The organism is Rhizobium sp. Pop5 (assembly GCF_024721175.1).
Classification (GTDB): domain Bacteria; phylum Pseudomonadota; class Alphaproteobacteria; order Rhizobiales; family Rhizobiaceae; genus Rhizobium.
Map to the genome: position 1 here is coordinate 412,037 of NZ_CP099399.1, position 14,286 is coordinate 426,322.

Below are 14,286 nucleotides of genomic sequence, written 5' to 3' on the forward strand. Positions count from 1 at the left end.
GATATGGCCAGGAAAACCTTTGATTTCCGGCCCAGAAAGGGGTTAAGATGACGAGGATTGACAGGGGAAAGCTGTGAATTTGTAATAAATTGTAAATATCCCCCTCCTTCCGTTGTCAAAGGTGTGACATGGCGGAACGCAAGATATTCGCAGGCCCGAAAGTCAGGCGCATCCGCAACGCGCTGGCGCTGACGCAGACCGCCATGGCCGAGGCGCTGGAAATTTCGCCCTCTTACCTGAACCTCATCGAGCGCAACCAGCGGCCGCTGACGGTGCAGCTTCTGCTCAAACTCGCGGCCGTTTACAGGGTTGACCTCGAGGAGTTGCGGGACCAGACCGGCGGCAGTCTAGACCAGCTCAAGGAAGTCTTTGCCGATCCGCTGCTGTTGGGCGAATTGCCGGGCGATCAGGAACTGGTTGAGGTCGCCGAGGCGGCCCCCAATGCCGCGAGCGGTATGATCAAGCTCTATCGCGCCTATCGCGAGCAGGCGGCAAGGCTTTCCGACCTGACGGCGCTGATGGCCGCCGAAGGGCATGCGCCTGTTGCTGCCGGCCGTTTGCCGCTGGATGAGGCGCGCGAGGCGCTGGAGCGCCGATCCGCTTATTTCGCGCGGATGGAGACGGCGGCCGAAGCCTTTGCCGCGACGCTTTCCGGCGGCACCGATCTTGCCGCCGGGCTCAAGGACTGGCTGCGCGCCGAGCGCGGCATCGCCGTGCGTGTGCTCCCGGTCCATGTCATGCCGGATCTGCGCCGGCGTTTCGATCGTCATTCGATGCGGCTTTTCATCTCGGAACGCCTGTCGCAGGCCGACCGCGCGCATGAGATCGCCATTGAGACCGCGATGCTCGCGCTGCTGCCGGCCATCAATGCCGAACTCGACGATCTCTCGCTTTCCTCCGCCGAGGCGCGCCGTATCGCCCGTTTCGAGCTTGCCCGCATCGCCGCGCTGGCGCTCGCAATGCCCTACGACGCTTTTCTCTCGGCGGCGAAATCGACGCGTTACGATATCGATATTCTTCGCGCGCGCTTCGGCGTTTCCTTCGGCCATGCCGCCGCGCGTCTTGCCATGCTGCAACGCCCGGGGGCGGCCGCGATCCCCTTCTTTCTGATCGAGATCGATGCCGCCGGACATCGGCTGCGCAGGGCGGGCGCCCAGGGTTTTCCGCATGCCCGTTTCGGCGGCGGCTGTCCGAAGCTCAACCTTCACGCCGCCTTCCTGCAGCCGGGCCAGATCCTTGCCGAGACGGTGGTCATGCCGGATGGCGCATCCTTCCTGACGATCGCGCGCACTCTGGAGGGGCCGAGCGTCGAATTCGGCGAAAGGGTGAGGCGCACGGCGATCCTGATCGGCTGCGACGCGGCCCTTGGCGAGAGCCTGGTCTACGGGCAGGCGACGGCGCTCGATCCGGTGGCGATCGGCCCGGCCTGTCGCCTCTGCGAGCGGCGCGGCTGCCTTTCCCGCGCCGAGCCGCCGGTGACGAGGCCGCTGGCGCTCGACGAGATGGTGGCGGGGCTCAGCGCCTTCGACTTCCAGTGATTGTGAAATCGTTGATGACGCAGGATTTTGCGCTTGTGGGCTGCGAAATTCCTTCTTAGTCTGCGGGAAAAACCAGAGGGAAAAGATGTCCGGGGGTGCGGAATCTTTGAACAAACAGGAGAAGTCATGAGGTCAACCATCCTAAGCGTGACGGCGGTCGCCGTCACGGCACTCCTTGCCGCCGCTCCGGCCTTCGCGCAGGATCGCGTGGTCAACGTCTATAACTGGTCGGATTATATCGACAGTTCCATTCTCGAGGATTTCACCAAGGAAACCGGCATCAAGGTCGTCTACGACACCTTCGATTCGAACGAGACTCTGGAAACCAAGCTGCTTGCCGGCGGCACGGGTTACGACGTCGTCGTTCCCACAGTGTCCTTCATGCAGCGCCAGATCGCGGCCGGCGTCTATCAGAAGCTCGACAAGTCCAAGCTGCCGAACCTGTCGAATATGTGGGACGTCGTGACGAAGGGTGTCGCCACCTTCGATCCGGGCAACGAATATTCCGTCGACTACATGTGGGGCACGACCGGCATCGGCTTTAACGTCGACAAGGTGAAGGCCGCACTCGGCACGGACGAAAAGCCGAACTGGGACGCGCTTTTCGATCCGGCAAAGGCTGCAAAGCTCAAGGATTGCGGCATCTATATGCTGGATTCGCCGACAGACGTCATTCCGTCCGTTCTTGCCTATCTCGGCCTCGATCCGAACAGCAAGAAGCCGGATGACCTGAACAAGGCGCAGGAGGTGCTGCTCGCCGTTCGTCCCTTCGTTCGCAAGTTCCACTCCTCTGAATATATCAGCGCGCTCGCCAACGGCGATATTTGCATCGCGCTCGGCTTTTCGGGCGACGTCTTCCAGGCGCGGGACCGCGCGGCCGAGGCAAAGGCCGGCGTAAATGTCGATTATTCGGTTCCGAACCAGGGTGCGCAGATCTTCTTCGATGTCTTCGGCATTCCGAAGGATGCGCCGCATGTCGAAGAGGCGCATGCATTCATCAACTACATGATGAAGCCTGAAGTCGCTGCCAAGGCATCCAACTTTGTCTTCTACGCCAACGGCAACAAGGCCTCGCAGCAGTTTCTCAACAAGGACGTGATCGACGACACGGCGATTTATCCGACGCCGGAGATCATGGCCAAGCTCTTTACGGTGCCGCCGCTCGATCCGAAGACGCAACGTCTGGTGACGCGAATCTGGACCAAGGTCGTCACCGGCCAGTAATCAAGATTTCGGCCCGGACGGAGACGTCCGGGCCTTTCAATTCCCGGCCCGGGTGGAGGCCGGCCGAAACCTTATATTCTCGGGGAATAATATGAAATCTCTTGGCAATATCCGCCGCGCCTTCGCACCCTGGTCCGATCCGTCCGCAAAACCGTTCATTGCCTTTAAGAGTGTCACCAAGCGCTTCGGCGATTTTACCGCCGTCAATGATCTGTCGCTGAATATCTATCACCGCGAGTTCTTCGCGCTGCTCGGCGCATCCGGCTGCGGCAAGTCCACGCTCCTGCGCATGCTCGCCGGTTTCGAACAGCCGACGTCGGGCGAAGTTATTCTCGATGGGACCGATCTTTCGGGCACGCCGCCCTACAAGCGGCCTGTTAACATGATGTTCCAGTCCTACGCTCTTTTCCCGCATATGACGGTCGAGAAGAACATTGCCTTTGGCCTCAGGCAGGATGGCATGCCGAAGCACGAGATAGCCGAGCGCGTCGCGCAGATGCTGAAGCTCGTCAAGCTCGAACAGTTTGCTTCCCGCAAGCCCAACCAGCTTTCCGGCGGTCAGCGCCAGCGCGTCGCGCTTGCTCGTTCTCTCGCCAAGCGCCCGAAGGTGCTGCTGCTCGATGAGCCGCTCGGCGCGCTCGACAAGAAGCTGCGCGAGGAAACCCAGTTCGAACTGATGGACCTGCAGCAAAGCCTGGGCTTGACCTTCGTCGTCGTCACGCACGACCAGGAAGAAGCCATGACAATGGCCGACCGCATCGCCGTCATGAGCCATGGCAAGGTTGTGCAGGTCGCCACGCCGGCCGAGATCTACGAGGCGCCGAATTCCCGCTTTGTTGCGGATTTCATCGGTGATGTGAACATCTTCGACGGCAAGGTGACTACGGCCTCAAATGGCGCGGTGGAGATTTCCGTCGATAGCGGCTTCACGGTCCGCACGACTTGCGCCGAAGCACCGGCCATCGGTTCTCCGCTCGGTTTTGCCATCCGCCCGGAAAAGCTCCGCGTAACGAGCGCTGCACCCGCAAATGCTTCGACCAATGCCGCCAAGGGTGAGCTCTGGGACATCGGTTACCTCGGCGACATGACGGTCTTCCACGTCAGGCTGCCGAACGGCAATGTCGTCAAGGCCTCTTCCCTCAACGCACAACGCACCGTCGACGACCCCTTCACCTACGATCAGGAAGTCTGGGTCTCCTTCGACGAGGACAGCGGCGTGCTGCTGAAGGGTTGAGACCATGGGAACCTTCGCTTCACGCTTCTATAACCGCCTCGTCATCATCATTCCCTATGCCTGGCTGCTGCTCTTTTTCCTGGCGCCGTTCTTCATCGTCTTCCGCATCTCGCTATCGGCGACGGCGATCGCCATGCCACCCTACGAGCCGGTCTTCGCTCTCGCCGACGGCTTGAGTGGTTTCTGGGACAAGGTGTCGGCCTTCTCGCTCGACAATTACGGCTACCTGACCGACGATCCGCTCTATTTCAAAGCCTATATCTCAAGCGTGGTGATCGCCGCGATCTCCACCTTCCTGACGCTTCTGATCGCCTATCCGATCGCCTACGGCATGGCGCAGGCGCCCCGCAACATTCGCCCGACGCTAGTGATGCTGGTCATCCTGCCCTTCTGGACGAGCTTCCTGATCCGTGTCTACGCCTGGATCGCCATCCTGAAGCCCGAGGGCCTGTTCAACCAGTTGCTGCAATCGCTGCACCTCATCGACGCGCCGCTGATCATCCTCAACACCAATACCGCCGTCTATATCGGCATCGTCTATTCCTATCTGCCCTTCATGGTGCTGCCGCTCTATTCGGCGCTCGAAAAGATGGACGGCACGCTGATCGAAGCGGCGCAGGATCTTGGCTGCACGCCGATCCAGGCCTTCTGGCGCGTCACCTTCCCGCTGTCGATCCCTGGCGTGGTGGCCGGCTGCATGCTGGTCTTCATTCCGGCCGTCGGCGAATTCGTCATTCCCGATCTGCTCGGCGGCTCGCAGACGCTGATGATCGGCAAGACGCTGTGGAACGAATTCAATTCCAATCGCGACTGGCCGGTCTCCTCGGCGGTGGCGACCATCCTGCTTCTCATACTCGTGATCCCGATCGTCTTCTTCCAGAACGTCCAGGCCAAAGCCGAAGAGCGGGGGAAATAAGCCATGCTGAAATGGACCCGTTTCAATATCGTCTCCGTCACGCTCGGCTTCGCCTTCCTTTATCTGCCGATCGTGCTTCTGGTGATCTTCTCCTTCAATGAATCGAAGCTCGTCACCGTCTGGGGCGGCTTCTCGACCAAATGGTATGTCTCGCTGCTCTCCAATCAGGCGCTGCTCGATGCGGCCTGGGTGACGGTCCGTGTCGGTCTGCTGTCGGCGACATTCGCGACGATCCTCGGCACGATGGCGGCGATCACCCTGGTGCGCTACACCCGCTTTCGCGGCCGCATGCTGTTTTCAGGCATGGTCTACGCGCCCCTCGTCATGCCGGAGGTCATCACCGGCCTGTCATTGCTTCTGCTCTTCGTCGCCATCGGCCTCGATCGCGGCTTCTGGACGATCACGCTCGCGCATACGACGCTGACCATGTGCTTCGTCGCCGTCGTCGTGCAGTCGCGCCTGTTGAGCTTCGACCAGTCCATCGAGGAAGCGGCGCAGGATCTCGGCGCGCCGCCGGTGCGCACCTTTTTCGAGATCACCCTGCCGATCATCTCGCCTGCCGTGCTTTCCGGCTGGATTCTGGCCTTCACCCTGTCGCTCGATGATCTGGTGATCGCCAGTTTCACCTCGGGACCGGGCGCCACCACGCTGCCGATGAGAATCTACAGCCAGGTGCGCCTCGGTGTGACGCCGGAGATCAATGCGGTCTGCACCATCCTGATCGGGATCGTGGCGATAGGCGTCATCTGCGCATCTGTCGTCACCAAGCGCCGCGAAGTGCAGCGCGAGCGCGATGAGCGAGCCGCGGCGGCGACCGCTTAGGCTAGGCATGAAGCCGAAAAGCGTGAGCGGCTTTCGGAAGATGGCCTGCGGAAAACCGGAGACCTAAAGCGCGATAAGCAATTCTGAAAATCGTGGCGCGCTTTACGAGGCGCAGACGCACTTCGGCGGGGGCAAGGGTTCCGGTTACGGCCGCTTTGGAGGCAAAACGGCCATCAACGAATTCACCGGTCAGCGCTGGGTCACCATCGAAGATCTTCACCAGCACCCTCCGTTCTAATGAACGCATGGTCTGGCGGACGGTCTCAATGGCCAGAGACCGTCCGCGAAAGGTCACTGAACCGCAGTGGGCTCTAAATTAAGGTTTCGCCGGTGCGTTGAGCAGCGGAACCGGTGAAATCACCGGGTTCGGCCATGAGCCGCCGACGAAGAACGGCAGAGGCGGCAGCTCGGCTACCTTGGCCGGATCGGTCGCTTCCAGCGATCCGGAAAGCGCCAGCCCGTTCGATTGATAGGTGATTACGCCGGAAAGCGTCAGCGTCTGCGTCGCGCCGGTAATATGAGCGTCGCGGATTTCGGCGGAACCGTTGGCGAAATCGGCCTGAAGGTTGAGCCGGTCGAAGCTGAAGGCGCCGTTTGCCGCCGCGCTCAACGGAAAGAACGGCTTTTCGGCTGCCTGGGTCCGCAACGTTCCCGCATCGATGCCGGGGATCGTGCCTTCCTTGGTCCAGAAATGCAGCTTGCCGGTGACGTCGCCGAGACCGGCCGTCCAGATCGCCTTCGAGGACTGCAGGTCGAGATCGAGCGATCCTGTCGCAAGCGGCAGCGGTCCCGTGAGGTGCAGGCGCTCGGCAAGGGCAGCGAAGTCGGCATCACGGATCGACAGCTGCAGCTTGCCGCCGCCGTCGAAGTCACGCTTTGTCGCCTCCAGATGCGCGGTCATCTCACCGCCTTCGAACTGGCTGTCGCCAATGTCGAATTTCGCCTCGCCGCCGGCAACGATCATACTGGCGCCGACATCGGAAAGCTCGAAAAGACCCATCTGCGCGCGTCGCGCCGAAAGCCTGACATCGACGTCGAGCAGTTGCAGCGGCTCACTCATGCCGGCGGAGATTTCCCCTGCCTCTCCGGCGGCGAGCCTGAGCGCGAATGCATCGAGGAACGGCTTGAGGTTCATTTCGTCGAAGGCGAGCGTCCCGCCGATCTTCGGTCGTTTGCCGATTTGGGTGGAAAGGTCCATCACCCCGGTGGCGCTCGCGTCGTTGAGCGACAGGCTGAGATTGTTGAAGCGCAGCCCGCTGCCGGACGACATGATGTCGGATTCCACCGAGGCGCTTTTCAGCGTCCCGATGCCGGGGATCGATTTGCCCGACCAGGCCAGCAGCGCCGGCACGTCGGGAATAGTGGCGGTGATGTTGCCGGAAAGGGCGGAAATGCTGGCGATGCTCGCAATTCCCTGGAAATGTGCGGTCAGCAGATTGGATGTGAGCGATGTCCGCGTTTCGGCATTCCTGCCGGCAAAGGCGAGCAGCGGCTGGCGCGAAGCGAAATCGACTTTCAGGTCCTGCCCGTTGATGCGGGCGATGACGACCGCCGAGATCGCACCGGAAAGTCGCGGCCAGGCGATGTCGGCCGTGACGCTGTCGAAATGATAGATATTGCCGGTTCTGATGTCGGTGACCACAAGCGCACCGTCCTCGACAGTCACCGCGCCGATCTCGGCATCGAGATCGGGATCGAGCACCTCCGCACCGTTTTCGTAGCGTACGCCGCTGATCGCGCGGGCAAGCAGCCCGGCATAACTCCAGTCGATCAATCCTTTTTCATCCCGCGTCAGCGCAAGGCCGGGACGCAGCAGGTGAAACTCGTGGAAGCTTGCGCGCCCTCTCAGCGCATCGATCAGGCTGAAATCGGCCGACAGGCTTTCGATGCTGCCGAGCAGCTTGTCGCCGTTTTCGCGCGGCTGGCGGATGGTGACCTGGTTCAGCGTGATGCGCGGCGTCGGCCAGAATTCGAGAACCGGGGTACCCTTGATCTCGGCATGATAGCCCGTCCATTTCGACAGCGCGTCCTCGATGCCGGAGCGCACGAAGCCGGTCGAGATGAGATAGGGGGCGGCGACCCTGAGGGCCACGAAAAGTCCGAGCGCGATCAGGAGAAAAACGGTCGAAAGACGGGCAAAAGCCGGCAGCCAGCGCGAAACGGGTCCGATCTTCCTCCGCCACCTGCGATGTCTTGACGTACCCATGATCTCCGCCGGTCATCAGCCGGTTATGCCGTTATGCGCTGATTTCGCCGGATATAGGAAATATCAGGCATATGCAAATGTCCTACAGTGCCGCGCGTCTTTTCAGACGCGCAAGGGAGGTTGTAACATTTTCATCCCCGCACCGCCCAAAAATGCGTAGCGGATTTGGGACAGCGATAGGCATAAATCAAGGACCCTTTGATGAGGGCCGCTTAAGGTGCCGGATCGAGGCGGTTCCGCACTTTATAATGCAATGCAGCATGATATAAGAACGGCATTGGGAGGAGGATTAAATGCAGGATAACAGACCGCTTTGGGTGCCCTCGGAGGCCGCCGTCGCAAAAAGCCCGATCCATGCTTTCATGGAGCGCTGCAACGCCGATTTCGGGCTTTCTCTCGCAGGCTTCGAGGATCTGCATGCATGGTCGGTCGCCGAGCGGGAGAGCTTCTGGTCGGCCGTCTGGGATTTCTGCGGCGTGAAGGGAGAGCGCGGTGCAGAGGTACTCGTCAACGGCGATCGCATGCTGGAGGCGCGCTTCTTTCCGGATGCGACGCTGAACTTTGCCGAGAACCTGCTGTCGGGCCGCGGCGAGGCCGATGCCATCATCTTTCGCGGCGAGGACAAGGCTGAGGACCGCTGGTCGTGGGACCGGCTGCGCGCGCTCGTCTCGAAACTGCAGCAGGCCTTCAAGGCGCAAGGCATCTCTGAAGGCGACCGCATCGCCGCCATGATGCCGAACATGCCGGAGACTGTTGCGGCCATGCTCGCCGCCGCCTCGATCGGCGCCATATGGTCGTCCTGCTCTCCCGATTTCGGCGAGCAGGGCGTGCTCGACCGCTTCGGCCAGATCGCTCCCCGGCTCTTTATCGCCTGCGATGCCTATTGGTATTCCGGCAAGCTGCAGGATGTTGGCGCCAAGGTCGCCACGGTCGCAAAGAGCCTGGGCGTCCCGACGGTCATCGTCCACTATGCCGGCGACGCCGAGGCCGTGGCGGGCAAAACGCCCGGCGCTTCGACGCTTGAAGCTTTCGTCGCACCTTATGAGTCGGGGGAAGTCGAGTTCACACGGCTTGCCTTCTCCCATCCGCTCTACATCCTCTTCTCGTCGGGAACGACGGGCGTGCCGAAATGCATCGTGCATTCGGCCGGCGGCACGCTGCTGCAGCATCTCAAGGAGCAACGGCTGCATTGCGGCCTGGAGGCGGGCGAGAAGCTGTTCTATTTCACCACCTGCGGCTGGATGATGTGGAACTGGCTGGTCAGCGGACTTGCCAGCGGCGCCACGCTCTGCCTGTTCGACGGCTCGCCCTTCGCGCCTGACGGCAACGTGCTGTTCGACTATGCCGAGGCCGAAAAATTCGCGATCTTCGGCACTTCGGCGAAGTATATCGACGCGGTGCGCAAGGGCGGCCTGAAGCCGCGCGCCAGCCACGATCTCTCCAGCCTCCGGTTGATGACATCAACCGGTTCGCCGCTGTCGCCCGAGGGTTTCACCTTCGTCTATGAGGGCATCAAGGAAGATGTGCAGCTCGCCTCGATATCGGGCGGAACCGACATCGTCTCCTGCTTCGTGCTCGGCAATCCGCTGCAGCCTGTCTGGCGCGGCGAGATCCAGGGACCTGGCCTCGGTCTTGCGGTCGACGTCTGGAACGATGACGGCAATCCGGTGCGGGGAGAGAAGGGCGAGCTCGTCTGCACCAAGGCCTTCCCCTCTATGCCGGTGATGTTCTGGAACGATCCCGACGGCGCCAAATATCGCGCCGCCTATTTCGACCGATTCGACAATGTCTGGTGCCACGGCGATTTCGCCGAATGGACCGAGCATGGCGGCCTGATCATCCACGGCCGTTCGGATGCGACGCTCAATCCCGGCGGTGTGCGCATCGGCACGGCCGAGATCTACAATCAGGTGGAGCAGATGGAGGAAGTGGCCGAGGCGCTATGCATCGGTCAGGACTGGGACGACGACGTGCGCGTCATCCTCTTCGTCCGCCTGGCGCCCGGCGTGACGCTGACCGAGGATCTCGTCAAGGCGATCAAGACACGGATTCGCACCGGCGCCTCGCCGCGGCATGTGCCGGCAAAGGTCATCGCGGTTGCCGATATTCCCCGCACCAAATCCGGCAAGATCGTCGAGCTTGCCGTGCGCGAGGTCGTTCACAACAGGCCGGTGAAGAACCAGGAAGCGCTCGCCAATCCCGAGGCGCTACGGCTCTTCGCCGGACTAAGCGAATTGAAGGATTGATAGGAACCGTAAACTACAAGCTTTCACCATCTATCAATCTTCTGTCATGGAAACCTTTCGTTAAGAAAGGTTTGTCAAATGTGAAGTCAACCTTGGGGGCCGCACTTGAACGAGGCGGCCTGAAGCCTTCGGGCTTACAACATGACGTTGATCGACTGAGCTTTTGTTGAACAGCACCAATTTTTAAGGCAGCCTCCTGGCTGCCTTTTCTTTATGTTTCCCTACTGACGTTGAATTTGCTGCTTATTAGCCACACCAACTTAAAAATGTAGGAAGAACAGACATCCCCATGGTGCCATACCTCTGCGTCGGCTACACCTCGGCAAACAGCCGCAGCAGGTCCGCAATCGCGATAAATCCGCAGCTTAGGGGGAATAGTTCCACGTATGGATGGCGTCATTTCGCAGCACCTGGACTCCGGTCTTCGTGCGCTCTGTGGCATCGCTGCGTTCTATCGAATTGCTGCCGACCCGGCTCTACTGCAGCACGACCTGGCGCTGAAGGGGCGCTCGTCCGAAGCCGTTGATATTCAGAGAGCTGCCAAGATTATCGGACTCAAGGCGCGTGTCGTGGAGAAGGTCACGGAGCAACGGCTTCGAACCATGCCAGTCCCCGCCATCGTCAAAGTGCGCAGCGGAACCTTTCATGTATTCGCCGGGTTGAATCCATCCGGTAAGTACAGACTTGTCGATCCGATAACGCGCGTTGATCGCGAAATTGCTCGGTCCGATATATTGGCCGAAATCGACGCGCGCGTTATTCTCGTGGGGCGGCGTATAAGGGGCGAAGGGTCCGATCCGCGAGAGTTCGGATTCAAATGGTTTCTTCCATCGATCTGGCGTTATCGAAAGCCGCTTGCGCATGTATTGCTCGCCTCGCTGTTTGTGCAGATCTTTGCGCTCATCACGCCTTTGTTCTTTCAGGTTGTGGTCGACAAGGTGCTGACGCATAAGGGTTATTCGACGCTATTTGTGCTTGTTGCCGGTATCGCGATCGTCGGCCTCTTCGATGTCATGCTCCAATATCTGAGAGCCTATGCACTGGCTCACACGACGAACCGGATCGACGTCGAGCTCGGCCAACGCCTGTTCCATCATCTGCTGCGGCTGCCACTGGAGTATTTCGAGACGCGGTCTGCCGGCCAGACTGTCGCCCGCGTTCGCGAACTTGAAACCATTCGCGCATTCCTGACCGGACAGGGACTGTTTTCGGCCCTCGATGTCGTGTTCACATTTGTCTTCATCGCGGTTCTTTTCGCTTATTCCTGGAGCTTGACGCTGATCGTCATCGCCGCCATCCCGATCTACATCCTGATCGGAAGCGTGGTGCGACCGCCACTGCGCGAATTCATCAAGGAGAAGTTCAATCGGGGCGCGGCAAGCCAGCAGTTCCTCGTCGAAGCCATCGTCGGTATCCACACGGTAAAGTCCGCCGCGGTAGAGCCGGTGATGCAGGCGCAGTGGGAGGAGAAGCTCGCAGCTTACGTGCGAACAGCCTTCGATACGACATTGCTTGGCGTCGGCGGGCAAAACGCCATTCAATATGTGAGCAAGCTTTCTACGGCCGCCCTTCTTCTTTTCGGTGCGAGGGCGGTCATCGAAGGCGAGCTTTCCGTTGGTTCTCTCGTCGCCTTCAACATGATTGCCGGCCAGGTCACCCAGCCGATCTTGAGGCTGTCTCAACTCTGGCAGGATTTCCAGCAGGTGCAGATCTCGGTCGATAGGCTCGGCGACATCCTGAACACCCCGACAGAGCGTCAGCCAGCCGCGCGGTTGTCGTTGCCTGCACCAAAGGGAAAAATCGATTTTCGAAACATCACCTTCCGTTATCGGCCCGGCTCGCCGGAGGTCCTGAAAAACATATCGCTCGAAATAAAGCCGGGAGAGGTCATCGGTATCGTCGGAACCTCGGGCTCTGGGAAGTCGACGCTCGCGAAACTGGTGCAGCGTCTTTATATCCCCGAAGAGGGGCAGGTCCTTCTTGACGGCATGGATCTCTCCCAGCTCGATCCCGCCTGGCTTCGAAGCCACATTGGCGTCGTTCTCCAGGAGAACCTGCTGTTCAACCGGACGATCCACGACAATATCGCGTTCTCAAACCCAGCGATGCAGCGCGCTCAGGTTATTGCGGTCGCCAAGCTCGCCGGGGCAGATGAATTCATTTTGCGAATGCCGCACGGCTACGACACGATGATCGAAGAGCGCGGCGCGAACCTGTCCGGTGGCCAGCGTCAGCGGATCGCCATTGCCCGTGCGCTTGCCACCGCTCCCCCGATCCTGATTTTCGATGAAGCGACCAGCGCCCTCGACTATGAAAGCGAGCGCGTCGTGCAAACCAACATGCGCCAGATCGCCGCCGGCAGAACGGTCATCATCATCGCGCATCGGCTCGCCGCTGTGCGGCCTTGCAACCGGATCATCGGCATGGCTGGCGGACGTATAGTTGAAGTCGGCAGCCATGACGATCTGCTCAAGCGCCCGGAGGGGCTCTATGCGCGACTTTGGGCCTTGCAGAATGACAGAGGCGCCGCGTGAAAAGTAAAGCCGCCAAAGCTGCGCGTTATGCTGGCCTTCCCTTGCGCCCGCTGGCGCGATCCGACCACGAGTTTCTGGCGCCGGCGCTCGAAATTCTGGAGACGCCCCCCTCGCCGGTGCGAATGGCGCTGATCTTGATCATTTGCGGCTTCGTCACGACGGCGTTGATCTGGTCTTATATCGGCCGCATCGACATCATTGCGGCCGCACAAGGCAAAATTCAGCCGACGGGCCGTGTCAAAGTTGTTCAGCCACTGTTGACGGGTAAGGTGAAGGCGCTTCCGCCGCCGAATGGCACGCCCGTCAAAAGCGGCGATATCCTGCTCGAACTTGACCCGACTGATGCCATTGCTGATGAGACAGACGCAGCAAAAGGCCTGGCATCCGTGAGAGCCGAAGTCCGACGCCGAAAAGCCGCGGTCGACTATGTTCGGTTTCAGGAGAGCGACCAGCCGCCGACGATCTCCTGGGACGCAGACGCGCCCGATGAATTGCGTCGTCGTGAGGAAGGCATCCTGCGAGGCGACCTCGAGCAATTCCTGGCCGCGGCTGCGTCGCTCGATGCTCAAAAGCACCAGAAGGAAGTGGAACGCGATCGTCTGGTCGTGACGGTTGCGGCCCAAAACTCGCTGGTTGAGACCCTGAAGGAGCGCGTGGCGATGCGCAGCGCGTTGGCTTCGAAGGAAGCCGGCACGATGGCGAGTGTGATCGATGCCACCGAAACATCGAAAGAGCAGGCGACACAGCTTGCCGTGCAGGAGGGCCACCTCGCGGATGCCGTGGCCGGCATCGAGGTCTTCGCGAGGGAGAAGGACAAGCTGACACGAACGTTCCTGAGCGATCAACTCGGACGGCTCGGCGACGCGGAGCGTCGGGTCGAAGAACTGGAGCAGCGGCTAGCAAAAGCCAGGAATGTTCGAGAGCAGATGACCTTGCGCAGTCCGATAGACGGCACGGTGCAGGCGTCTTCGATTACCAGCGTGGGTCAAGTGGTGACCGTCGGCCAGGATGTGATGCGTGTCGTGCCTGAGGGGAGCGTGTTGGAGCTCGAAGTCTACGCTTTGAACAAGGATATCGGCTTCATCAAGATCGGGCAGGACGCTGTCGTCAAGCTCGAAGCCTTTCCCTTCACCCGTTACGGAACGATCCCTGCTCATGTCACAAAAATTGCGGCAGATGCGATCCCCGAACCCGACGCCGCACGCCGCGAGGGCGACCCTGCGGCAAGGCAGGCGGAGACAACGTTCGGCGGCGCCGAAAGAATGCAGAACCTGGTTTTCCCGGTCACGTTGAGCCTGGACACTGACCAGATTTCAGCAGACGGCCGTAACGTCAAGTTAAGTGCCGGCATGGCAGCAATTGCGGAAGTGCGAACGGGCGAGCGGAGAATGCTGGAATATGTCTTTTCGCCTTTGGTCGAGGTCGCGGAGGAAGCGCTTCGTGAGCGATAGTTGCCAAAATCAAAAACTTACTGAATAGAAATGAAGCTTTTGGTTGAATTTTCCATTTTTATGGAGCAGAGGGAACGGGCTTTACGGCCGAATGGAATAGGCAAACGGGGATTTT

General features: G+C 60.4%; 10 protein-coding genes. 8 read left to right on the top strand and 2 right to left on the bottom strand.

Annotated features, from left to right (window positions below; genetic code table 11):
* Nucleotides 1–128: 128 nt before the first annotated feature.
* From NE852_RS04235 to NE852_RS04255, 5 genes are all read left to right on the top strand, one after another.
* A complete protein-coding gene (locus NE852_RS04235; RefSeq protein WP_008523542.1) occupies nt 129–1,538 on the top strand; it encodes a short-chain fatty acyl-CoA regulator family protein in 1,410 nt (469 codons plus the stop codon).
* Between the two features lie 126 nt (nt 1,539–1,664).
* The gene (locus NE852_RS04240; RefSeq protein WP_008523540.1) at nt 1,665–2,762 is read left to right on the top strand and encodes a polyamine ABC transporter substrate-binding protein; all 1,098 of its coding nucleotides are present in this window, start codon (nt 1,665–1,667) and stop codon (nt 2,760–2,762) included.
* A gap of 91 nt (nt 2,763–2,853) precedes the next feature.
* On the top strand, nt 2,854–3,996 hold the full coding sequence (locus tag NE852_RS04245) for an ABC transporter ATP-binding protein (protein ID WP_258156221.1): 1,143 nt from the start codon (nt 2,854–2,856) through the stop codon (nt 3,994–3,996).
* Nucleotides 3,997–4,000: 4 nt separating this feature from the next.
* On the top strand, nt 4,001–4,912 hold the full coding sequence (locus NE852_RS04250; RefSeq protein ID WP_008523535.1) for an ABC transporter permease subunit: 912 nt from the start codon (nt 4,001–4,003) through the stop codon (nt 4,910–4,912).
* A 3-nt stretch (nt 4,913–4,915) separates the two neighbouring features.
* Complete coding sequence (locus NE852_RS04255; protein WP_008523534.1) at nt 4,916–5,734, top strand: ABC transporter permease; 819 nt, start codon at nt 4,916–4,918, stop codon at nt 5,732–5,734.
* A gap of 1 nt (nt 5,735) precedes the next feature.
* Here NE852_RS04255 and NE852_RS04260 read toward each other — a convergent pair whose 3' ends face one another.
* Together NE852_RS04260 and NE852_RS04265 are read right to left on the bottom strand one after the other, a co-directional pair.
* Nucleotides 5,736–5,954, bottom strand: coding sequence for a hypothetical protein (locus NE852_RS04260; protein ID WP_008523533.1), 219 nt, complete (start codon nt 5,952–5,954; stop codon nt 5,736–5,738).
* Between the two features lie 96 nt (nt 5,955–6,050).
* Nucleotides 6,051–7,940 (bottom strand): AsmA-like C-terminal region-containing protein, encoded by a 1,890-nt coding sequence (locus NE852_RS04265; RefSeq protein ID WP_008523532.1) that lies wholly within the window; start codon nt 7,938–7,940, stop codon nt 6,051–6,053.
* 293 nt (nt 7,941–8,233) lie between these two features.
* On the opposite strand from NE852_RS04265, the gene NE852_RS04270 reads away from it, so the two are divergent.
* The 3 genes from NE852_RS04270 (at nt 8,234) to NE852_RS04280 (ending at nt 14,171) form a co-directional block, all read left to right on the top strand.
* Nucleotides 8,234–10,186 carry an acetoacetate--CoA ligase gene (locus NE852_RS04270; protein WP_008523531.1) on the top strand — a complete coding sequence of 651 codons (1,953 nt, stop codon included), beginning with the start codon at nt 8,234–8,236 and terminating at the stop codon, nt 10,184–10,186.
* A 386-nt stretch (nt 10,187–10,572) separates the two neighbouring features.
* A complete protein-coding gene (locus NE852_RS04275) occupies nt 10,573–12,720 on the top strand; it encodes a type I secretion system permease/ATPase (protein ID WP_008523530.1) in 2,148 nt (715 codons plus the stop codon).
* Nucleotides 12,717–14,171 carry an HlyD family type I secretion periplasmic adaptor subunit gene (locus tag NE852_RS04280; RefSeq protein WP_008523529.1) on the top strand — a complete coding sequence of 485 codons (1,455 nt, stop codon included), beginning with the start codon at nt 12,717–12,719 and terminating at the stop codon, nt 14,169–14,171. The genes NE852_RS04275 and NE852_RS04280 overlap by 4 nt, the downstream gene beginning before the upstream one ends.
* Nucleotides 14,172–14,286 lie beyond the last annotated feature (115 nt).